The 23,520-nt window shown below is 34.2% G+C and carries 21 protein-coding genes; 12 read left to right on the top strand and 9 right to left on the bottom strand.

All coding sequences use genetic code 11. The annotated features are described in order from the left end of the window. Nucleotides 1-19 precede the first annotated feature (19 nt). Complete coding sequence (locus AC1DVP_RS00725) at nucleotides 20-751, top strand: rhamnogalacturonan acetylesterase (protein WP_477181638.1); 732 nt, start codon at nucleotides 20-22, stop codon at nucleotides 749-751. A gap of 232 nt (nucleotides 752-983) precedes the next feature. Beyond that, nucleotides 984-2,003, top strand: coding sequence for a class 1 fructose-bisphosphatase (fbp, locus tag AC1DVP_RS00720; protein WP_477181637.1), 1,020 nt, complete (start codon nucleotides 984-986; stop codon nucleotides 2,001-2,003). 225 nt (nucleotides 2,004-2,228) lie between these two features. Here the strand turns inward: fbp and AC1DVP_RS00715 are convergent, their stop codons facing one another. The 6 genes from AC1DVP_RS00715 to ychF all read right to left on the bottom strand — a co-directional run bounded on the left by AC1DVP_RS00715 (nucleotide 2,229) and on the right by ychF (nucleotide 10,844). Continuing rightward, on the bottom strand, nucleotides 2,229-4,952 hold the full coding sequence (locus AC1DVP_RS00715) for a DNA gyrase/topoisomerase IV subunit A (RefSeq protein WP_477181636.1): 2,724 nt from the start codon (nucleotides 4,950-4,952) through the stop codon (nucleotides 2,229-2,231). Then, nucleotides 4,953-6,038, bottom strand: a complete 1,086-nt coding sequence (locus AC1DVP_RS00710) for a PDDEXK nuclease domain-containing protein (protein WP_477181635.1) — start codon at nucleotides 6,036-6,038, stop codon at nucleotides 4,953-4,955. It lies immediately after the preceding gene. Between the two features lie 13 nt (nucleotides 6,039-6,051). Further along, on the bottom strand, nucleotides 6,052-7,923 hold the full coding sequence (locus AC1DVP_RS00705; protein WP_477181634.1) for a DNA topoisomerase IV subunit B: 1,872 nt from the start codon (nucleotides 7,921-7,923) through the stop codon (nucleotides 6,052-6,054). A gap of 183 nt (nucleotides 7,924-8,106) precedes the next feature. Then, on the bottom strand, nucleotides 8,107-9,078 hold the full coding sequence (locus AC1DVP_RS00700) for a transglutaminase domain-containing protein (RefSeq protein ID WP_477181633.1): 972 nt from the start codon (nucleotides 9,076-9,078) through the stop codon (nucleotides 8,107-8,109). Then, on the bottom strand, nucleotides 9,079-9,600 hold the full coding sequence (locus AC1DVP_RS00695; protein WP_477181632.1) for an NADPH-dependent FMN reductase: 522 nt from the start codon (nucleotides 9,598-9,600) through the stop codon (nucleotides 9,079-9,081). It lies immediately after the preceding gene. Nucleotides 9,601-9,749: 149 nt separating this feature from the next. After that, nucleotides 9,750-10,844, bottom strand: a complete 1,095-nt coding sequence (gene ychF / locus AC1DVP_RS00690; RefSeq protein WP_477181631.1) for a redox-regulated ATPase YchF — start codon at nucleotides 10,842-10,844, stop codon at nucleotides 9,750-9,752. Between the two features lie 221 nt (nucleotides 10,845-11,065). Here ychF and AC1DVP_RS00685 point away from each other — a divergent pair, with 221 nt between their 5' ends. Then, complete coding sequence (locus AC1DVP_RS00685) at nucleotides 11,066-13,702, top strand: TonB-dependent receptor (protein ID WP_477181630.1); 2,637 nt, start codon at nucleotides 11,066-11,068, stop codon at nucleotides 13,700-13,702. A gap of 83 nt (nucleotides 13,703-13,785) precedes the next feature. Beyond that, nucleotides 13,786-14,532, top strand: a complete 747-nt coding sequence (locus AC1DVP_RS00680) for a class I SAM-dependent DNA methyltransferase (RefSeq protein ID WP_477181629.1) — start codon at nucleotides 13,786-13,788, stop codon at nucleotides 14,530-14,532. A gap of 1 nt (nucleotide 14,533) precedes the next feature. Here AC1DVP_RS00680 and AC1DVP_RS00675 read toward each other — a convergent pair whose 3' ends face one another. Continuing rightward, nucleotides 14,534-15,697: a hypothetical protein gene (locus tag AC1DVP_RS00675; RefSeq protein WP_477181628.1), complete on the bottom strand. Its 1,164-nt coding sequence runs from the start codon at nucleotides 15,695-15,697 to the stop codon at nucleotides 14,534-14,536. A 169-nt stretch (nucleotides 15,698-15,866) separates the two neighbouring features. Then, nucleotides 15,867-16,217: a 4Fe-4S dicluster domain-containing protein gene (locus AC1DVP_RS00670; protein ID WP_477181627.1), complete on the bottom strand. Its 351-nt coding sequence runs from the start codon at nucleotides 16,215-16,217 to the stop codon at nucleotides 15,867-15,869. A 145-nt stretch (nucleotides 16,218-16,362) separates the two neighbouring features. Here AC1DVP_RS00670 and AC1DVP_RS00665 point away from each other — a divergent pair, with 145 nt between their 5' ends. The 6 genes from AC1DVP_RS00665 to AC1DVP_RS00640 all read left to right on the top strand — a co-directional run bounded on the left by AC1DVP_RS00665 (nucleotide 16,363) and on the right by AC1DVP_RS00640 (nucleotide 21,436). Next, nucleotides 16,363-17,421, top strand: a complete 1,059-nt coding sequence (locus AC1DVP_RS00665; RefSeq protein ID WP_477181626.1) for an acyl-CoA reductase — start codon at nucleotides 16,363-16,365, stop codon at nucleotides 17,419-17,421. A gap of 192 nt (nucleotides 17,422-17,613) precedes the next feature. Next, the gene (gene serC, locus AC1DVP_RS00660) at nucleotides 17,614-18,684 is read left to right on the top strand and encodes a 3-phosphoserine/phosphohydroxythreonine transaminase (RefSeq protein WP_477181625.1); all 1,071 of its coding nucleotides are present in this window, start codon (nucleotides 17,614-17,616) and stop codon (nucleotides 18,682-18,684) included. Nucleotides 18,685-18,793: 109 nt separating this feature from the next. Continuing rightward, on the top strand, nucleotides 18,794-19,756 hold the full coding sequence (locus tag AC1DVP_RS00655) for a D-2-hydroxyacid dehydrogenase (RefSeq protein WP_477181624.1): 963 nt from the start codon (nucleotides 18,794-18,796) through the stop codon (nucleotides 19,754-19,756). 93 nt (nucleotides 19,757-19,849) lie between these two features. Then, nucleotides 19,850-20,407 carry a DUF937 domain-containing protein gene (locus tag AC1DVP_RS00650; protein ID WP_477181623.1) on the top strand — a complete coding sequence of 186 codons (558 nt, stop codon included), beginning with the start codon at nucleotides 19,850-19,852 and terminating at the stop codon, nucleotides 20,405-20,407. Nucleotides 20,408-20,566: 159 nt separating this feature from the next. Then, entirely contained in the window at nucleotides 20,567-20,998 is a 432-nt protein-coding gene (locus AC1DVP_RS00645) for a DUF6146 family protein (protein WP_477181622.1), read from the top strand. Between the two features lie 135 nt (nucleotides 20,999-21,133). Beyond that, the gene (locus tag AC1DVP_RS00640) at nucleotides 21,134-21,436 is read left to right on the top strand and encodes a DUF6787 family protein (protein ID WP_477181621.1); all 303 of its coding nucleotides are present in this window, start codon (nucleotides 21,134-21,136) and stop codon (nucleotides 21,434-21,436) included. A gap of 13 nt (nucleotides 21,437-21,449) precedes the next feature. On the opposite strand, the gene AC1DVP_RS00635 is transcribed toward AC1DVP_RS00640, so the two are convergent. Continuing rightward, complete coding sequence (locus tag AC1DVP_RS00635) at nucleotides 21,450-21,758, bottom strand: hypothetical protein (RefSeq protein ID WP_477181620.1); 309 nt, start codon at nucleotides 21,756-21,758, stop codon at nucleotides 21,450-21,452. Between the two features lie 136 nt (nucleotides 21,759-21,894). On the opposite strand from AC1DVP_RS00635, the gene AC1DVP_RS00630 reads away from it, so the two are divergent. After that, a complete protein-coding gene (locus tag AC1DVP_RS00630; RefSeq protein WP_477181619.1) occupies nucleotides 21,895-22,587 on the top strand; it encodes an ABC transporter ATP-binding protein in 693 nt (230 codons plus the stop codon). A gap of 5 nt (nucleotides 22,588-22,592) precedes the next feature. After that, entirely contained in the window at nucleotides 22,593-23,357 is a 765-nt protein-coding gene (locus AC1DVP_RS00625) for a TIGR02757 family protein (RefSeq protein WP_477181618.1), read from the top strand. The last annotated feature ends 163 nt before the right edge of the window (nucleotides 23,358-23,520 follow it).

Below are 23,520 nucleotides of genomic sequence, written 5' to 3'. Positions count from 1 at the left end.
ACTTCAAAAACTAAAGACTATGAAATGGCTTTCCTTATTTTTTATACTAATTACAATTAATTGTTTCGCACAAAAACCAACTATCTACGGCATTGGAGATTCTACAATGGCCAATAAAGTAAAACCCGAAGAAAACCCAGAACGAGGCTGGGGACAACTGTTCCCTATGTTTCTTACCGACAATATAAAATTCGACAATAGAGCTGTAAATGGACGTAGTACTCGAAGTTTCATTAACGAAAAACTTTGGGATGCAGTGTACAAACAGTTAAAAAAAGGTGATTATGTTTTTATACAATTTGGACATAATGATGAGAAAGAAAAGGACTCTTTGCGTTACACCAACCCTCATACGGCATACCGTCATAATTTGATTCGATTTATAACCGAAACCAGAGAAAAAGGAGCTACTCCAATCCTATTTTCTTCAGTAACCCGAAGAAATTTTAATGAAAAAGGAGTCTTAATCAGTACACATGGCGAGTATACTTTAGAAGCCCGATTAGTAGCTCAGGAATACAATGTTCCATTTATAGATATGGAATATTTATCAGAATTAGTTGAGCAGTCCTACGGACCGGAAAAATCTAAACAACTGCATCTGCATTTCAAAGCCGGAGAAATTCCATATTATAAAGAAGACAAAGCAGATGATACTCACTTTTCTGTAAAAGGAGCTACAGAAATGGCTAAAATAGTAGCAGAAGAAATTAAAAAAACAAACTTGGATATCATAAAATATATCAAATAATAAACCTTAATATAGTTTTCAGTCAATATTATAAGAAGGAAATTGAAATGAGAAAAATTAGATTATATATTTTAAACACTGATTAATAAGTTTTTATAATTATAATATTGTAAAATTTGAGAATTTGAGAATTCTTGTGGTAAATACATCAGTATTTAAGACACAATGCGCTAAATTTCATAGCTTTAATCCATTATTTAAATAATAAAACGACTCATCAAACCAAGACAACATGCAGGAAAAAAATAAGACACTAGGAGAGTTTATTATTGAAAATCAAAAAGATTTTCCCTATTCATCGGGCGAATTGTCCCGAATTTTTAATTCTATAAAATTAGCATCAAAAGTAGTTAGCTACAAAGTAAATAAAGCCGGGTTGGTTGATATTATTGGAGGCGTAGGCGAAAAAAACATACAGGGAGAAGACCAGCAAAAACTGGATGTTTATGCCAATGAGGTTTTCATCCAAACCCTAATAAACAGAGAAATTGTATGCGGTATCGCCTCCGAAGAGAATGACGATTTCCTTACCATAAAAGGAAGCGACAATGGTAATAATAACAAATATGTCCTTTTAATGGATCCTTTGGACGGCTCATCCAATATAGATGTAAATGTATCAGTAGGAACCATTTTTTCGGTTTATAGAAGAATAACTCCCGTGGGAACTCCTGTCAAACTGGAGGATTTTTTACAGCCCGGAACAGCCCAGGTTGCCGCTGGCTATGTAATTTACGGAACCTCAACCATGCTGGTCTATACCACTGGTCAAGGCGTGAATGGCTTTACGCTGAATCCTGCAATTGGCACCTATTACCTATCCCATCCAAAAATGAAATGCTCTGTTGACGGTAGTATTTATTCTGTAAACGAAGGAAACTATATTCATTTTCCGCAGGGGGTAAAAGACTATATCAAATATTGCCAGCAGGAAGAAGATGACCGCCCCTATTCCTCTCGGTATATTGGCAGTTTAGCTTCCGATATTCACAGAAATATGATTAAAGGAGGCGTCTATTTATACCCGACAAGCTCCAAAGCCATAAAAGGGAAACTTAGGCTTTTATACGAATGCAATCCAATGGCATTTATCGTGGAGCAAGCAGGAGGAAAAGCTTCTGACGGAGTAAACCGAGTAATGGAAATAGAACCAACTGAATTGCATGAACGGACTGCTTTCTTTTGCGGAAGTTACAATATGGTCGAAAAAATAGAAGAATGCATCAAAAAAGCTTCGTTGAGTAAATACTAATAATCGCAACTCAATTTTTTGAAGCAGAAACATAAGGCATTTTTGGAAATATCGTCCCGTTTTCCATTACAATTTTTTGTACCGAACACCGGCACAAAAAGATTTTCACTTCAACCGGGGCTAAAAGGAAACATAGTGCTTCCCTGTTATCATTTACAATCACAATTAACTCAGCATAAGATAAAAAAAAACAGCTTAGAAAAATTTCTAAACTGTTTTTTTATGCTAAAACAAAGTAACCTGTCCGTCGTCATCCAGCTGGATATCAACAATATCATCCATTTGTCCTTGTACTTCTATTTCTTCGGGAATAATTTCCTCAGGAGCTTCATACGGCAAAGGCTCTAGCAAATTCACCTGCTTCAGTTTCTCTGTCGTCAGCTGGTTACCGAGCGCCTTAAATCCTTTTACAGCAATAAAAGACTCAATATCAACAGTCATATTCTCTTTCTGCACCCCTTTAACTTTGGTAAAAACTAATTCAGCTACGGGACGATAATCTGTCGCAACAATTTCCAATCTGGAGTTGGCATGTTCCGTGATAAAACATTCCTCTTTATTTTCTGTTTCCACCAAGAAACGCTTTAAGAAATAACGTTCTTTTTCTCCGTCATAATAAATCGCCGAAATTGGTTTTTTTGGAATCCATTTCTCTAACACTATCATATCTTCATCAAAATGAGTCGCTAATTCGGGAGTAACGGCTTTAATTTTTCCCGCTTGCGAAATCACCAAGATTTTATCGCTCGGCCTAAATTCGCCCAGCAATTCTCCTCTCGCATCTACATTCAACCGCTGAACAGTGTCATCAAACCAAATTTTTCTTGGCAACAGCGTCGAAATACCTTTCTCCTTCAATTCAATTTTCTTGATTGGATATTTGGTTACCAAATTACCTTTGGAAGCACGGCCTTTGATAGCCAAAGAAGCAAAATCAATATCAAATTTCAGTTTTTTGATACTTCCAACTTGGCGCAATAAAATTGTAATTACCTCAGCCTCACCATTTGGATTACAAGAAAAATATAAGGTTTGTGAACCTTTAGTTTCATTAGTTAAATCGTATAATTTGTCTCTGGTAACACCGGAAACATTAAATCGCTTAATATATGATGGCCCCGATTTTCCATCACGATAAATCATATTGTAAATAGTGCGTTTATCACTTTTGTCAAAAATGGCAATATGAATAATGTCTTTTCCAACAAAAGTTTTCGCATCGACTTTGGTAATCATCATTTTACCGTCACGCAAAAACACTATTACATCATCAATATCGGAACAATCGGTAACATATTCGTCTTTTTTCAAACTTGTTCCAACGAAACCTTCCTCTCTGTTTACGTACAATTTGGTGTTTCTCAAAACTACTTTTGTTGCTTCAATATCGTCAAAAATACGCAACTCAGTCTGACGTTCTCTTCCTTTTCCGTATTTCTCTTTTAATTTGGTAAAATAAGCAATGGCAAAATCGGTAAGATGCTCCAAATTATATTCTACTTCCTTCATTTCGTCTTCTAACTTAGCTATAAAATCATCAGCTTTATCGGAATCAAAACGAGTGATACGAATCATCGGAATCTGAGTCAATCGTTGCAGATCATCATCATGAATCTCTCTGACAAATGATTTCTTGAAAGGCTCAAATCGCTCATATAAATAGACATACAGCGATTCTCTGTCTCCATACAATTTGAAATCAATATACATTTCTTCACGTATGAAGATTTTTTCTAAAGTCGAGAAATGCCATTTATTTTTTAATTCTTCCAACTGAATTTCCAGTTCTTGCCGAAGCAGATCAACTGTTCTTTCTGTTGAAATTTTCAACATATGAGAAACCCCAATAAATAATGGTTTGTTATCTTCAATCACACAACCCAAAGGCGCTACCGAAGTTTCACAAGCCGTAAAAGCAAACAAAGCATCAATCGTTTTATCTGGAGAAACGCCTGGGAAAAGATGAATTAAAATTTCAACTTCCGCCGCGGTATTGTCTTCAATTTTCTTAATTTTGATTTTGCCCTTATCGTTGGCTTTCAAAATACTGTCAATCAAAGTCGTTGTATTAGTTGAAAACGGAATTTGAGTAATCACCAATGTATTTTTGTCGAGTTGGCCTATTTTGGCGCGAACCCGAACACGTCCGCCACGCATTCCGTCATTGTAATTCGACACATCGGCAATACCCTGTGTCAAGAAATCCGGATATAATGTGAATGGTTTTCCTTTCAGTATTTTAATGGACGCATCAATAAGCTCATTAAAGTTATGAGGCAATACTTTCGTCGAAAGACCAACCGCAATACCTTCCGCCCCTTGAGCCAAAAGCAATGGAAACTTTACCGGAAGATTGTTGGGTTCAGCTCGACGTCCGTCATAGGAAACGCCCCAATCGGTAATTTTTGGAGAATACAAAACTTCCAAAGCGAATTTAGATAAACGCGCTTCGATATAACGGGAAGCGGCTGCCCCGTCACCCGTTAGAATATTTCCCCAGTTTCCCTGACAGTCTATCAATAATTCTTTCTGGCCAATCTGCACCATCGCATCACCAATACTCTGATCTCCGTGCGGATGATACTGCATAGTGTGCCCAACAACATTGGCAACTTTATTGTAACGGCCATCATCCAGTTCCTTCAAAGAATGCATAATTCTTCTCTGCACCGGTTTGAAACCATCCTCAATAGCAGGAACGGCGCGCTCCAGAATTACATAGGAAGCATAATCCAAAAACCAGTCTTTATACATTCCGGTTACTTTCGTAATCACGCCCTCACCTTCTTCTTCCTGATTTTCGTAAAAATGCTGCCCTTCAAAATGTTTGGCTTCTACATGAATACTATCTTCCGAATCATTATCCTCCTGATTTTCATCATTAGAATAATCCTCCGAATTATTGTCTTCGTTTGCCGGAATTATGTTATCGTCTTCTTCGTCTTTCATTTATTTTGATTCCGAAATTAATTGTATTAAATCTTCTCTGCTTGGCAGAATTGTTTTGTATTTACTGGCAAATATTTGCTCGTTATTTTCAGGTAAAGTATATTCTACAACCAAATCACTTTTATTTTGGCAAAGTACAATTCCTATGGTTTTATTTTCATCTTCCAAACGCATCTCTCTGTCATAATAATTGACATACATCTGCATTTGCCCTAAATCCTGATGTTTTAATTCTCCTATTTTTAAATCAATTAAAACAAAACATTTTAAAACTCGATTATAAAAAACCAAATCTATTCGGAAATGTTTATCATCAAAAGTAATTCGATTTTGTCTCGCTACAAAAGTAAAACCATGACCTAATTCTAATAAAAAATGTTCAAGTTTATTAATAATTTCTTCCTCCAATTCCGATTCAGAATACTGATGCAATTCTGGCAATCCTAGAAATTCTAAAATATAAGGATCTTTGATGATATCTTTTGGTTTCTCAATAATCTGGCCTTTTTCAGAAAGTTTCAAAATTCCTTCTTTATCTCGACTTAAAGCCAATCGTGTATAAAGTGCCGAATCATATTGGCGTTTTAACTCTCTTAAACTCCACCTGTTCTTAATTGCTTCAATTTCATAAAATTTTCTTTCTTTTACTTCCTCAATATTCATCAAGAAAATATAATGAGACCATGTCAATATAAAATTCAAAGTAGATTTAGGCAATTCACTTAAACTTCCATTTTCAAAAATACGAGACACTGTCTCGTATTTTTGATTCACACCTTTAGAAATACTAGACACTGTCTCGGAAATTGAATACACCAAATACAATTTCCTCATATTCTGCAAATTATCCACAGAAAACCCCTTCCCAAACTCATTAGTCAACTGTTCTGAAAGTCCTTTTAAAAGTTTTTTACCATATTCAGCTCTGTCTTTTCCATTTTGTTCTTCTTCTACAATCATTCTTCCTATCTCAAAATAGGTAAAAACCATTGTTGAATTTACGGTATGCAAAACCTGTTGCCGAGCATTTTGCAATAGTTCGACTACTTGAGAGAATAAAGCTTTATTTTTAAGTTCTTCTGACACTAGTAAATCTGCATTATTTCACTTCTTCCAAAACATCCAACTCCACTTTCAAATTCTTGATAATAAATTCTTGTCGGTCTGGAGTATTTTTTCCCATATAAAATGACAATAATTGCTCAATCGAAGTGTTTTTGTCCATCATAATTGGGTCAAGACGAATCGTATCACCAATAAAATTCTTAAACTCATCTGGCGAAATCTCTCCCAAACCTTTAAATCGAGTGATCTCCGGTTTTGGTTTAAGTTTTTCGATAGCGTCTTTTCGTTCTTCTTCTGAATAACAATAAATCGTTTCTTTTTTATTTCGAACCCTAAAAAGCGGTGTCTGCAAAATATACAAATGCCCTTCCTTTATTAATTCAGGAAAAAACTGGAGGAAAAATGTAATCAATAGCAAACGGATGTGCATTCCGTCGACATCGGCATCGGTTGCGATTACGATGTTGTTGTAACGCAGTTTTTCCAATCCGTCTTCTATATCAAGTGCTGCTTGCAGTAAATTGAATTCTTCATTTTCATACACAATTTTTTTGCTCATTCCGTAGGAATTCAAAGGCTTACCACGCAAACTGAAAACCGCTTGGGTATTTACGTCACGTGATTTTGTAATTGATCCGGAAGCCGAATCCCCCTCGGTAATAAAAAGTGTGCTTTCTAAATTTCTCGGGTTTTTAGTATCTGGAAGATGCGCACGGCAATCCCTCAATTTTTTATTGTGCAGATTGGCTTTCTTAGCACGATCCGTAGCCAGCTTTCTAATTCCTGACAATTCTTTTCGTTCTCGTTCAGCCTGAAGAATTTTACGCAGTAAAGCTTCGGCTGTGGGAGGATTTTTATGTAAATAATTATCTAATTTGGTTTTAATAAAATCATTTACAAAAGTACGTACAGAAACTGGCGGTGTTCCATCATCCGAACCCATATCCATAGAACCCAATTTGGTTTTAGTCTGCGATTCAAAAACAGGTTCCATTACTTTGATGCTAATGGCACTCACTATCGATTTACGGACATCTGACGCCTCGAAACTTTTGTTGTAAAACTCACGAATGGTTTTCACGATTGCCTCTCTGTAAGCAGCTAAATGCGTTCCTCCCTGCGTAGTATTCTGACCATTAACAAATGAGTGATATTCCTCGCTGTATTGTGTTTTACTGTGCGTTAAAGCAATCTCGATATCATTGTCTTTCAAATGAATAATCGGATACTCTAAGTCTTCTTCACTGATTGTTTCTTCCAATAAATCCCTAAGACCATTCTCTGAAATGTATTTTTCACCATTGAAAATAATCGTCAAACCATTGTTCAGATAACAATAATTTTTGACCATTTTGATAACATATTCCAAACGGAATTTGTAGTTTTTAAAAATAGTTTCGTCAGGCGTAAAAGTAACTTTGGTACCTTTTCGCTTGGTTGTATCAATTATATCCTCTTCCAAAACTAAATTTCCTGCAGAAAATTCCGCTGCTTTTTGCTTGTCGTCACGAACAGATTCTACACGAAAATGATGCGACAAAGCGTTAACTGCTTTTGTACCCACACCATTCAAACCAACCGATTTCTGAAAAGCTTTGGAATCGTACTTTCCTCCCGTGTTCATTTTCGAAACAACATCAACCACTTTCCCTAACGGAATCCCTCGCCCATAATCACGAACCGAAACCGTTTTGTCTTTTATGGTCACTTCAATAGTTTTCCCAGAGCCCATCACGAACTCATCGATACAGTTATCTAGAACCTCTTTTAATAAAATATAAATACCATCATCCGGCGAAGAGCCATCACCAAGTTTTCCAATGTACATCCCGGGACGCATACGGATATGTTCTTTCCAGTCGAGAGAACGGATATTATCTTCGGTGTATTGATTTTGATCTGACATTTTGAATTTTGTGGATTTTAGGCTAATGTAGTGTAATTTGACAAAATTAAAAAATGTGCAATATCAAAATTATCAAGAATGATATTGACAGCTTATTACAGTAACAAAAGTTGATTAATTTTTGAAGTATTATTAAAAAACTTTGCGAAAGGAAAAGCCTTAATTTTGTAATCAAATTAAATACTATCTTTTTTGCACAAACTTAAAAGTTGCAATTACAGAACCAGAGGCATATATTTTTATAAATCTTCCGTCTCTTTTTGTATAGTCCACCTCAAATTGTTCTAAATCATCATCTATTTTATTAGGATTAACACTTATCGTATCCCCTTTCGTTGCATATCCAATTTCTTGATTTTTTGAATGATTTTTAATTTTAAAATTTATTTTTTGATTCCCTCGAACTTCTATTACTCCATTTATTGGTTCAACAATTTCAACCTCTTTATTGAAATATTCATCAAAAAAAAGAGGTCCTTTCAAAAAAAAGTCTTCATCAAGACTTTTATTATCCCACACCTTTGAAACAGGCATATGTTTCGCAAAGAAAATTTTCGGATTTGAATCAAAATAAATTGGGTTAAATTTTTTAACCCACAAATTATTTTCATTAATAATTGCACCCGCTCCCCAAGTAACATCAACCAATCGCCAAGTTCCATCTATCATTACTGCATTCCAAGTATGATTGATTGCAATTTTTTTTCTGCCGATATCATCAAATTTAGTTTTCGAACCTCCTTCGATAATTTGTCCCTGCAATCCAACCAATGTTGCTAAATGATAATACAATAGAGAATATCCATTACAGACAGCTTTCTGTTTTCTAAAAACAGTATTGATTTCCTTATTTCTAATTTCATGCCATTTAAACTCTCTCTCTGATTCATTATCATAAGAAAATGATTTTGCAGGTTTTGGATTCAAATAGGTTTCAATATCATAATTTATATGTAAAGCCATCCATGTAAAAACAGCTCTTGCTTTGTCACCTTCTGAGGTGAAATCTTGTTTGATTTTATTTGCTAATTCCAAAGGACTATTGAATGATGCAGGGTAATGCTCTACAACCTTATCAACCCGCTGATAGTCTTGAGAATATATTGAATTAAAAAAAAGGAAAACAAACAACAGTTGAAATATATTTCTTTTCATCTAAAAATTGGTTACAATTTCCTTAAGCTGATTGTCTAATTCGGCATTCGAAATAACATTTGCATCAACATCAAAATTATCATTAAAACTTGGCAATGAGAAAACCGCCTTAATATCGGCAGTAAAACGCGGAAAATTGTTTTTAGCAATTTCCAATACGCTTGCTCCGCCTCTTGCTCCTGGCGAAGTAGCCATCAATAACATTGGTTTATCCTGAAATATTTTTCCGTTTATTCTGGAACACCAATCCACTGTGTTTTTGAAAGCTGCACTGTAATTTCCATTGTTTTCGGCAAGAGAAACCACCAAAACATCAGCAGTAGCAATTTTTTCCAAAAATGCTTTCGCTAAAGAATGCTGCCCAATTACAGCTTCTTTATCAACGCTGAATAACGGCATTTCATAATCGTTTAAATCTAAAACTTCCACTTGGGCATTTTCGAATAAACCTGCAGCATAAGTAGCTAGTTTTTTGTTGATGGATTTTTTACTGGGACTTCCTGCAAAGGCAATGATTTTCATAATGGATTATTTTTTATTTAAAATAGTTAGTCAGATTTTTTATTTCTAAATGCGAATTTGGGTTAAAAGTAATTAAAATAGAAACATTAAAAAACTAAAAAAACCTGCAAGATTTAACTCTTGCAGGCTCTCTAGCTATTTTCTAAAAGCTATACATTAAATCTAAAATGCATTACGTCACCGTCTTTTACAATATATTCTTTTCCTTCCACTTTGAATTTTCCAGCCTCTTTGGCTTTAGCTTCTGAACCATATTGAACATAATCTTCGTATGATATTACTTCGGCACGGATAAACCCTTTTTCGAAATCGGTATGGATAACTCCTGCAGCTTGAGGCGCGGTTGCACCAATATTAATAGTCCAAGCGCGAACTTCTTTGACACCAGCGGTAAAATACGTTTGCTGCTTCAATAATTTATAAGCTGCTCGAATTAAAACTGATGCTCCAGGCTCAGTCAATCCCATATCTTCCAAGAAAACCTGACGCTCTTCATAGCTCTCTAATTCGGTGATATCAGCTTCTGCTCCTACTGAAAGGATAATTACTTCGGCCTCTTCATCTTTAACCAGCTCACGAACTTGATCAACGTATTTGTTTCCGTTTACAGCTGAATTTTCATCAACATTACAAACATACAATACTGGTTTTGCAGTAATCAGCTGAAATGATTCCATTAAAACTTCTTCGTCATTACTTTGAGGAATAATTGTTCTTGCCGATTTTGCCTGCAATAAATTTTCTCTTATTCGGTCTAAAAGTGCTTTTTCAGTCTGAGCTTCTTTATTTCCGGTTTTTGCAGCACGGTTTACTTTTTCTAAACGTTTTTCTACCGTTTCTAAGTCTTTTAGCTGCAATTCAATATCGATAGTTTCTTTATCGCGAATTGGGTTTACATTTCCGTCAACGTGAACAATATTGTCATTATCAAAACAGCGCAATACATGAATAATAGCATTACACTCTCTTATGTTTCCAAGAAATTGATTTCCTAAGCCTTCCCCTTTGCTTGCTCCTTTTACCAAACCCGCGATATCAACGATATCTACAGTAGCCATTTGAACGCGCTCTGGCTTTACTAGTTCTTCTAATTTATTGATTCTTGGATCTGGAACGTTTACAACTCCAATATTAGGTTCGATAGTACAAAATGGAAAATTGGCACTTTGCGCTTTTGCGTTCGATAAACAATTGAATAATGTTGATTTTCCAACATTTGGTAATCCTACAATTCCTGCTTTCATGTTATGTTTGTTTACAAATAACAGAGAACTGTTATTTATTTTATGATATTCTTTTTTAAAGTCTGCAAATATAAGATTTAAAAAATGCTTGTTAAACAATTTTTTAAGATTAATATTTTTTATCCGCTTTAGAGTATTTTTCTTAACTTTTATCATCATTTATGTTAAAAATAGCTATATTTAAACCATAAACAACCAATAACCATACAATCCAACCAATTATGAAAAAAATTATTCAATTATTCTTTTTGCTAAACATCACGTTTATGCTGGCGCAAAAAGAAGTATCAGGAGTCGTAAAAGACAAAACAGGCAATCCGATTTCTGGAGTTAATGTTCTTGAAAAAGGGACTAAGAATGGTATTCCTACTGACATTAATGGCGCATATAAACTAAATGTAAATGAAAGTGCAACTTTGACTTTTAGTTATATTGGTTACAAAACTGTTTCTAAGGCAGCTAATACAGCAATAATCGATGTGATTTTATCTGAAGAAGGAGAACAAGAACTTCAAGAGGTCCAAATTGTAGGTTCGAGAAACGCCAAAAGAACCGTAGTCAATTCGGCAGTTCCTATTGATGTTATCAGTATGAAAGACGTTACTACTCAAAGTGGAAAAATTGAAATTAATCAATTATTGCAATATATAGCACCTTCGTTTAATGCCAACAAGCAGTCAGGTTCTGATGGAGCCGATCACGTTGACCCTGCTTCATTGAGAGGAATGGGGCCCGACCAAACATTAGTTTTAATTAATGGAAAAAGAAGACATCAATCCTCGCTTGTTACCCTTTACGGGACTCGTGGCAGAGGAAATACAGGAACCGATTTGAATGCCATTCCTGCATCAGCCATCAAAAGAATTGAAATTCTGAGAGACGGTGCGGCGGCACAATATGGTTCTGATGCCATTGCCGGAGTAATCAACATCGTTCTAAATGACAATACTGACCAGTTGAATGGTTCTGTCACTTATGGAGCTTTTAATACAGATGCAAAAGGAGATTTTTTACCGGGAACACCTAATACTAAAGACTTCAGATTAGATGAAAATGGAAATGGCAATACTTACGGAAAAAACAAAACCTTTGACGGGAATGCTATAAAAGTAGGAGCTAATTACGGAGTTGCAATCGGAAAGGACGGTGGTTTCGCTAATTTTACCACAGAATATTTTAGCAAAGACAAAGTATTGCGACCTGGGTACGATTTCCGAAAAGGTTTTGGAGAAGCATCAATGGATAGCTATAATTTCTCTGGAAATTTCTCTCTTCCTGTTTCTGAAAAAACCGATATCTATGCTTTTGCCGGACGAAATTATAGAGATACCGATGCTTACGCTTTTACCAGAAATAGCGGAGCTGCCAATGTAGTAGAGTCCGTTTATCCTGGAGGATATACCCCTAGAATTACCTCTATCATTCTGGACAACTCAGTTACTGCAGGAATTAAAACAATAACTAATAGCGGATGGAAAGTTGACATTAGTAATACGTATGGAATAAATAAGTTCCATTATACTATTAAAGGAACCATGAACCCTTCCTTATTAGAAGCTTCCCCTACAGAATTTGACGCTGGAGGACATAGTTTGGCTCAAAATACAACCAATTTTGACATCTCAAAAAATTACAATAATGTATTAGAGGGAATGAATTTAGCTTTTGGGGCAGAATACAGAACCGAAAACTTTATTATTTTTGCCGGACAAGAAGCTTCATATTCAACATATGATACTGATAGACAAGTTATCACTAATCCTGCTACTCAATCTCCTCCTATAGATCCAGTTTCAGGAGATCCAAGACCAGGAAGTTCGCAGGGTTTCCCAGGATATAGCCCATACAATGCCGTTGACAAAAATCGCAGTAATATTTCATTATATGCTGATTCTGAATTAGATATTACAAGAAGTTTCATGTTAAGCGGAGCTGTCCGTTATGAAAACTATAGTGATTTTGGCGGTACCATCAATGGAAAATTAGCTTCAAGACTTAAAATTACCAATAAAATCAATCTAAGAGGTTCTGTAAGTACTGGATTCCGTGCTCCTTCATTAGCTCAATCTTATTATGGCCTGCACTTCACTAATATTGATGCAAATGGCGCTACAGAAATTTTACTTTCCCCAAACAACAGCCCTGTAACTAAATCTTTTGGAATTCAAAAACTAAAAGAAGAAACAGCAGTGAATGGCTCCCTTGGCGTTACAGCTTCTTTAGGCGATTTTACAGCTACTGTAGATGGCTATTTAATCAAAATTAAAGACAGAATTGTATTGACAAGCTATTTTGATGCATCTGGTTTGGGTTTGGGTGTAGATCAAACGCAATTTTTTGCTAATGCAGCAAATACAAAAACACTTGGTTTAGACGTCGTTCTTGCTTGGAAGAAAAAATTTGGCGAATCAAATCTTAGCGCAACACTTGTAGGAAACATAAATCATATGGAAATTACAAAAGTGAATAATGGAAATTTAGACGCAGAAACTTTTTTCGGCGCACGTGAACAAGCATTTTTATTAGCGTCAGCTCCAGACAGTAAATTTGGTCTGAATCTTAATTATTCTAGAAATAAATTTGATGCAGGATTAGCATTTACCCATTTCAGTGAAGTAGTTCTAATTGACTATTCTGGAGAGAAAGATGTTTATAGTCCTAAAACCATAACCGACTTAACTATTGGCTATCAAATAACTAAACAATTAAAACTGACTGTAGGAAGCAATAACCTATTCAATATTTATCCAGACAAACAAGATGAAACTGGAAATACAGAAGCAGGAGGATATTGGGACGCAGTACAAATGGGATTTAATGGAGCCTATTATTACACTCGATTAGGTTTTTCATTCTAAAAAAAATCAACTAAAAATAAAGGACTATCGCAAAGACAGTCCTTTATTTTTTTTCTTAATTTTATATTATACAAACAACTATCATGGCAAGTTTATTTAATGGAAAAATGGCAGCTATTTTTGATGCCATGTATCAAAGTTTTATCGACTATGATGAAGAATATGAATTTTACAATAAATTAATCCAAGAAAAAAACTGCAGTTCCATTCTTGAAATAGGAAGCGGTACTGGAAATCTTGCCAAGCGGTTTCAAGAAAACAATCAAAATTACATGGGCCTTGATTACAGTCAAAGTATGATTGAAATTGCCCAAAAGAGAAACAAAGACTGTATTTTTATACATGGAGACATGCGTAATTTTGAACTGGAAAAACCCGTAGATGCCATTATTATAACTGGCCGTTCGACAAGCTATTTAATCAACAATGAAGACATTATAGATACTTTTGAATGTGTTTACAAAAATTTAAATCCAAGCGGTATTTTTATTTTTGACATTATTGATGCCAATCGTTTTATTCCTTTCATAAAAAAAAACAAAACGATTGTTCATGAGGCTACATATGAAGGAATTAATTATATGCGGGAAAGCCAATGGGAAACCACTCCTTTAGAAAATTTCATGCTGGACTGGAATGCTACATACTATCAAATTACAGACGATGAGAAAGAGGTTCTGTCTGAAGATTTCTCTACAGTTCGGGTTTTCACCTTAAATGAAATCGAGCTTTTCCTGTATCTTAATAATTTTGAAATACTGAAAGTCATTGACCGAAAAACATATGCTTATGACACTTATGTAATTATGAGCCAAAAAAAAAGACTCTAATCTAATTTTTGATTTTATTGATAATCTCCAATTCTTTAGCCGTAGGAGTTAAGCCGGAAACATTCCAATAATCCGTCAAGATAGAATTTTTTGCATTGAAGAGTGTCTTGTCTTTAAAAACTTGACTTTCCTTATAAGTGAAATTTTGAATATTAAAATTAGTGGTAATCAGATTATTTAATATTTCAATGTTTTTTATTTCATTCCCAACATTAACACTATAATTGATTTCCTCATTAGAACTTACTAAATAATAGTTTCCAAAATCAGCTCTATAGTTTGTTTTAAACATTGACCTAATTATATTTTTAGTTCCTTTTGCAGTATTCTCTTCAACATTAGCCAAAGATTCAGGGGAAACCATTGCAGTTATCTCTATTATTAATTTTCTTTTAACATCATAAACAATTTTAAAATCATCTAATAGTTCTGTTGTTTTTTCGACAGGAATTGGTGTAGCTATTATATTATTATAGTCTTGATTTAAAGGATTTACCTTTACAATAAAATTATACTTTTTTCTTATTTTGTCATCTGTTAATGGCCTCAAAACTGAAAAAATATAATATTTCTCCATCATGGAATTTAAATTATACCCCAATAGATCCGAAAAATTCAAATCATCAACTAAACCAAAAGAACGGTTTTGCTCTAATAATAAAATTGATTTTACCTTTTTTTGTTCTTTATATAATTGAAAATTAATGAGTCCGTCATTAAAATAAGTATAATCACCATTTAATTTAAAAAACTCTCTGGAATACACTTTCAATCTAGCTGGGATATTGAGGGTTTTAATGGAATTACCAACTAAATCCTTAATAATTTCATGAGGATCTTTATTTGTAATTACAATATCGTCTAGTGTGTTGAGTTTACTTTTCAGATAGAAAATATTTTCCATTTGATTTAATGAAGCCCACTTTATCGTAATGGGCAAATAAGAGGAATGAGTCACTTTTAAATTCGAGCCCCCCTTGAGTTCAAACACAACAGTCCCCTCAGCATTAGTCATTAAAACTTGTTTTGTTTTTAAAACTAAAACAACCGCCGCTTCGATTGGCTGATTGGTATCAAAATCCAATAGTATTATCCTTTTTTCATTGATTTGTGAAAAAACAGTAAAACTTACAATAAACTGAAACAAAACAAGTATTCTTCTCATATTTATTCAATATAAATGACTAGTTTCTGAAAAATCTTTTAAAAATATAAAAAATAAATTACAACCTTAACTTTTCCTGAAGAAAAAAAGATTTTAAAAACAAGTTAATTATATAAAAAAAACCTGCGAAAATAAAACGCAGGTTTACTTTTATGCAGTTCGAAAACTATTACTCGTTATGCAGGAAAGCTTGTCTGTTTAACAAAGTTTCTTCAGATTCAACATGGTTTTCATCTGGAATACAACAGTCAACAGGACATACGGCAGCACATTGAGGCTCATCATGAAATCCTTTACATTCTGTACATTTTCCCGGAACGATATAATAAATTTCATCAGATATTGGTGTTTGTGCCTCATCTGAATCCACTTCGGTACCATCAGGCAAAATTACTTTCCCTCTTAGTTTTGTACCATCCTTATATCTCCAGTCATCTGCTCCTTCATATATAGCTGTGTTTGGGCATTCTGGTTCACAAGCCCCACAATTGATGCATTCGTCAGTTATTATAATAGCCATTTTTAGTTTAGTTTTAAGTTTGAAAGTTCAAGGCCAAAAGTACGATAATACGAAATACGAATACTCAACACAACTTTTGCCTAGAGCTTATAAAAAGCTTATTTTTGTGCAAAATTACAATCAAAACTTTTCATAAACAAACATTATGACATTAGATACAAAAAAAAGTGCATTTGTTAAACTAGGAGAATTCTTAAATCAATTTAAAGATGAAAATTGCATCAAGGATGAAACCGTATCGGGCAATGATCTGTTTTTTGAAAAATTTATCGATTTAATTCAGCTTTCTCAATCTCATAATGGCTGGTATACTCCGGAACAGGTTCGTTTTGCAATAACCTCTTGGTCAGAAGCATTAACCGAAGATAATTTAACCAAATGGCTTTCTGAATATGATTTTAGTGCCGTAAAATCTAAAAACGTAGCACTAATTTTGGCTGGAAATATCCCGTTAGTCGGGTTTCATGATTTCTTATCTGTTTTGCTGTCTGGACATAATGTTTTGATTAAAACATCATCAAACGATCAGCACTTATTGCCATTTTTGGCCAATTATCTAATTGCTGCCGAACCCGATTTAAAAAACAAAATCCGATTTGTTGAAGGAAAACTAGAAAATTTTGATGCCGTAATTGCTACCGGAAGCAACAACACAGCCCGTTATTTTGAATATTATTTTAAAAGCAAGCCTTCTATCATACGAAAAAACAGAAATTCTATTGCAATAATAAATGGCGAGGAAACCAAAGAACAATTACTCGCGTTAGGAGAAGATATTTTTAGATATTTTGGACTGGGATGCCGTAATGTTTCGAAACTATTTGTTCCAAAAGGCTATTCCTTCGAACCCTTTTTTGAAGCTATTTTTGAATACCAAGATGTCATTCATTATGAAAAATATGCTAATAATTACGATTACAACAAAGCCGTTTTCCTGATGAGTAATTTCAAGTTATTAGACAACGGCTTTTTGACCATTAAAGAAGATTCGAGTTATAGTTCCCCAATCTCAAGCTTATTTTATGAATATTATGAAAACTTAGAGGACTTACAAAAGCGCCTGGATGACGAAAGCCAGCAGATTCAATGCATTGTAAGCAACAATCTTGTAAAAAACAGCATTCCGTTTGGAACTACTCAAAAACCAAATTTATGGGATTATGCAGATAACATTGATACGGTATCGTTTTTATTAACGGTATAAATCAATCTTTTTATATTATTATGAATAATTCAATGGTTATTCGTACCGTATTTCCGAAATTTGCACTTTAAAAAATTCAGCCTTTAGCTATAACTTGAAATTGTCTATTTTAAAAATCCAAAAGAGATATAAAAATTGGTAATTTCTTTTGACAGCTAATCGAAACAAATAAAAACAAACAGTAACTACACCATGAAAAAACACAACTACAGCGCAGGACCTTGTATTTTACCGCAAGAAGTTTTTGAAAAATCAGCTCAAGCCATTTTAAATTTTAATGACTCTGGTTTATCTCTATTAGAAATTTCGCATCGCAGTAAAGATTTTGTCGCCGTAATGGAAGAAGCAAGAGCTTTAGTTTTAGAACTTTTGGATCTAAAAGGAAAAGGATATCAAGCTATATTTCTTGGAGGGGGAGCCAGTTTAGAATTTCTGATGGTTCCTTATAACTTAATGAAAGAAAATGGAAAAGCGGCATATCTGGATACAGGAACTTGGGCTTCTGCTGCCATAAAAGAAGCAATTTCCTTTGGAACTACAACTGTTGTTGCTTCTTCAAAAGAACAAAATTACAATCATATCCCAAAAGGATATACTATACCTGCCGATGCAGATTATTTTCACTGCACCAGCAACAATACAATTTTTGGAACTCAAATGAAAGAATTTCCAGAAACAAACATACCGCTTGTTTGCGATATGAGTTCTGATATTTTTTCAAGAAAAATTGATTTTTCAAAATTTGACATTATATATGCGGGAGCACAAAAAAACATGGGGCCTGCAGGAACCACTTTGGTTGTTATCAAAGAGGAAATCCTTGGAAAAACTGGACGGGCGATTCCAAGCATGTTAGATTATGCCAAACACATCAAAGCAGACAGTATGTACAATACACCACCTGTTTTTCCTGTTTATGCATCTCTGTTAACCTTGCAATGGCTGAAGAAAATAGGCGGAATTGAGGTTATCGAAAAAATAAACGATGCTAAAGCTGATTTACTTTATACTGAAATAGACAGAAATCCATTATTTAAAGGAACTGCTGCAGTTGAAGATCGTTCTAATATGAATGCAACGTTTTTATTGAACGACGAATCTCATGCAGTTAAATTTGACGAAATGTGGAAAGCTGCAGGAATTTCTGGATTGTCAGGACACCGTTCAGTTGGCGGTTACAGAGCTTCTATGTACAATGCGCTTCCACTGGAAAGTGTTCAGGTTCTTGTTGATGTAATGAAAGCTTTGGAAAGTAAAATTTAATAATTTAAGGATTAAATGATTTAAAGATTTTAAATCATTTAATCTCTTTATTACAACATAATTGAATCTTTCAATTTTTAAATGATTCAATCTTTAAATAAAAATTTAAATGAAGATATTAGCAAACGACGGAATTTCTAAAAGCGGCATTACTGCTTTGGAAAAAGTTGGTTTTGAAGTTATTACCACAAAAGTAGCACAAGAACAAGTTGCTAATTTTATAAACAAAAATGATATCGGAGTACTATTAGTCCGTAGCGCTACAAAGGTTCGAAAAGATATTATTGATGCTTGCCCGAGTCTGAAAATTATTGGCCGTGGCGGCGTTGGAATGGACAATATTGATGTTGAATATGCCAAAAGCAAAGGAATTCATGTTATAAATACTCCGGCATCTTCTTCGGAATCTGTGGCCGAACTGGTTTTTGCACATTTATTTACAGGTGTGCGCTTCCTGCATGATTCCAATAGAAACATGCCTCTTGAAGGCGACATCAACTTTGAAGATTTGAAAAAAGCGTATGCCAATGGTATTGAGCTTAGAGGCAAAACACTTGGAATAATAGGCATGGGACGCATTGGCAAGGCTGTTGCAAGAATGGCTATTGGGCTAGGGATGAAAGTTATTTACAGCGACATGCACATACCGCATAAAGACCTGAAAATTCATTTTTTTGATGGACAAACTATTAGCATATCGCTTACTTCTCAATCTTTAGAATCGCTGTTTCAAGAATCGGATTTTATCACTTTGCATGTTCCTGCTCAAGACGATTATGTAATTGGTGAAAAAGATTTTGAATTAATGAAAGACGGTGTTGGAATTATTAACTGTGCTCGTGGCGGTGCCATTGACGAAGTGGCATTAATAAAAGCATTGGATAGTGGTAAAGTATTATTTGCAGGATTGGATGTTTATGAAAATGAACCTAATCCCGAAATTACAATTTTAATGAATCCTAAAATATCATTAACACCACATATTGGAGCTGCTACCGAAGAAGCCCAAGACAGAATTGGCATTGAACTAGCACATCAGATCATCCATTTACTAAACCAAGTAAACACTTGATTTAAAACTACATAGTTAGAAATTATTAACACATTAATAATTTCTAACTTTTTTTTTGATTATATTTGATATGAACCTTTAATCAAAAAAACTATGTTTGAGCAATTAACACAATTAGTACAGCAATTTGGTCAAGATGATGTCGTAAAAAACAATGCAATTCCAAATGAACATAATGAAGCTGTAATGGAAGAAGCAGGAAATTCCATCTTTTCGAGTTTACAAAAAATGGCTTCTGATGGCGGAGTTGAACAATTGGCTGGGTTACTTAATGGGAATAATGCTCAAGACTCATCAAATCCTGCTGTACAGCAAATTACCCAACAGCTCACAGGAAGCTTAGGAGAAAAATTTGGCTTGGACACTACTACAGCAGCTGGAGTTGCCGGAAGTATGATTCCTAAAGTTCTAGGCGGGCTGGTAAACAAAGCCAATGATCCTAATGACAGTTTTCAAATTACAGATTTAATCGGAGCAATTTCAGGAGGAAGCGGACAAACTTCGGGGATTATGGATGCCATTTCAAAATACGGAACGCAATTTGGTTTAGACCAAAATGCCGATGGAAAACTAGATATGAATGATGCTATTGCGGCGACAAAAAGCAGTGGCGGTATTAGTGGGTTTCTCGGAAAGCTTTTTGGAAAATAGGATTTATTCCGACACTAAAACTTAAGAAAAAGGCATTTACAGTTTTGTAAATGCCTTTTTGCATTAATAAAACTAACTGACAATCAATATAAAATTCGTAAATTTATATGATTAATTATCGACTCAATAGGTTTTATAATACATCCGAAAATTATTATTATGAAAAATTCAATTTGCATATTTCTTATTCTCTGTGTAATTATTGCGTGCAGCACTTCCAAACCGAATGTTTCGAATACAGAGAAACCAAAAACAGCAACTAATGACACCATAAAGATTGTAAATAAAGAATTACAGTATGAAGTTATTATTATCGAGCCGGGTTTTGATTTTTGGCTGCAATCGACTGCTTTTCCAAGAGGGTATTATTCTCAAAGCTATTTAGAAAACAAAAATAATTTTTATGTTCTGGAATGGAACAATCGCGTTCGCCAACCTCAACTTTATCCGCCCAATTTATACGAAATGATCATCGATTATCAACCAACTATCAATTATGGTTATGAAGTAAACTATCTTATTTATAACTACATGATTTATTTCCAAAACAAATACAATCAAAGATTATATGGTCGTGTTCCTCCTAGATAGCAAACTGTAACGATTCCATTTTTGGCTAAGAAAAAAGAGTCAACTTTATGACTAAAAATGTTCTGGTTTTTCAACCTTCATTAATGATTTAAATACCAAAACCTGCTATATTTGTAAAAAGGAATTAAATTAATAATGAAAGGATTAAAACAGCGTTGGGGGCTCACATCCAATTGGCAATTGGCAATAATATTTGTGGTTTTTGCTATTACAGGATCTGCATCTGCATGGTTGTCTAAGCCTTTTTGTGTATGGCTAGGAATTGCAAAAGAGGGTTTAGGCCATTGGTACACTCCTATTCGCCTATTGCTAATTTTCCCTATTTATCAAGTTTTATTAGTTGTGATAGGTTTCCTTTTTGGGCAATTTAAATTCTTTTGGGCTTTTGAAAAGAAAATGCTCAGAAGTATGGGACTAGGATTTATTTTTAAAGAATAAAAAATATTTCCCACTATTTATTTTTACCTGCATTGCCTTTAATCCAATACGTATATATCCAAGTAATAGTAAAAGATGGGATCACATCGGTAAACGGAATTATTTCCTCCACAAAAGTTAAAATACCAGCTACCTTACCTACCCGGCCTTCATACATTCTGGTCATCAAAAAACCAGCCAATGGTGCCCAAACCACATCGGCAAACTCTCCAATTCCTGGAATTACAAAAGATACCATTCCCATTGCATCAAAAAGTAAACCTAATAAAAGTTTGATTGTTTTTTGTCTATGAAAAATATCTTCAGTTTCTAAATTATTCATCTGGATAAAAATTAATTCAAATATAAATCTACGAAATCCAAACCGCATTCCAATTAAGCATATAAGTTAAAAATTGCCAAAGCCGTTACAATATCGACAGAAACTTTTGTTTCTTTGTGAAAACAGTTTCAAAACAATGATACACGCAAAAAACATACATAAATATTACGATCAGCTTGAAGTATTAAAAGGAGTAGATTTACATATTAAAAAAGGCGAGATTGTTTCTATTGTTGGTGCTTCTGGTGCAGGAAAAACAACTCTTTTGCAAATATTAGGAACATTGGATAAACCCAGTACAAAAAAGGAAAGCGAAAATCAAAATACTGGAAACCAGAGTTCATTAGTGATAAACAATGAGGATATTTTGAAAATGAACGACAAATCCTTGTCCAAATTCAGAAATTTAAATTTGGGATTTATTTTTCAATTTCATCAATTGCTCCCAGAATTTACAGCATTAGAGAATGTTTGTATTCCTGCATATATTGCTGGGAAAAAAGTTTCTGAAACCGAAAAAGAAGCAAAAAAACTATTAGAATATTTAGGATTATCCCATAGAATAAATCACAAGCCAAACGAACTTTCAGGTGGTGAACAGCAACGTGTGGCTGTTGCGAGAGCATTGATCAACAAACCCGATGTTATTTTCGCCGATGAACCTTCCGGAAATCTGGATACGCACTCTGCAGAAAATTTACACCAATTATTTTTTCAGCTGCGGGATAAATTCGGGCAAACATTTGTGATTGTAACCCATAATGAAGAATTGGCTAATATGGCTGATCGAAAATTAATAATGGTAGATGGCCAAATTAGCAATCCATAACTAAAATGAATCAAACTGAACTCAAAACTTTCCTTGACGAAAAAGTTGTTCAATACAATACCCTAGATTTTATTGAAAGCGACCCTGTCCAAATCCCGCATTTGTTTACGCAAAAAGAAGACATTGAAATTGCTGGCTTTTTGAGTGCAACAATTGCTTGGGGCAATCGAAAAATGATTATCAAAAACTCTCATAAGATGATGAATTTGATGGGTAATTCTCCTTATGATTTTGTACTTTCCCATAGCGAAGATAATTTAGAGCAATTAGAATCCTTTGTTCACAGAACCTTCAACGGGCAAGATTTCATAAGTTTCATAAAAGGACTGCAGCACATTTACAAAAATCATGGCGGACTTGAAGCTGTTTTTTCTAAACATCAGGAAACCGATTCGATGCAAAAAAGCATTTCAGAATTCAAAAAAGCATTCTTCGAAATTCCGCATCAAAACCGAACCCAAAAACACATCTCAGACCCAATGAATGGTTCTGCGGCAAAACGCATTAACATGTACCTAAGATGGATGTGCCGTCAGGACAACAAAGGTGTAGATTTAGGAATTTGGAAAAACATTCCACCTTCACTTCTATCTTGCCCGCTTGATGTCCATTCTGGAAATGTAGCCCGAAAACTAGGTTTGCTTACAAGAAAACAAAACGATGGAAAAGCCTTGACAGAACTAGACACAAAACTCCGTGAACTCGACCCCAATGATCCTGTAAAATATGATTTTGCTCTGTTTGGATTGGGAGTATTTGAGGGGTTCTAAAATATCTTTTCCCACAATTTTTTTTATTTCTGCATACATATACTTGTACTTGATTTTTTTTGATCAGAATTAATTTTAGTTCATGCCAATCTGCATTTAATTTATTTTCCTACATTTAGAATATTGATTATCTTTATAATTATCTTTTAATCTCTTAAAGAAA

The organism is Flavobacterium sp. P3_A6 (genome assembly GCF_056403035.1).
Note: the sequence above shows the minus strand (reverse complement) of the source record. Positions and strands in the feature narration are given on the sequence as shown.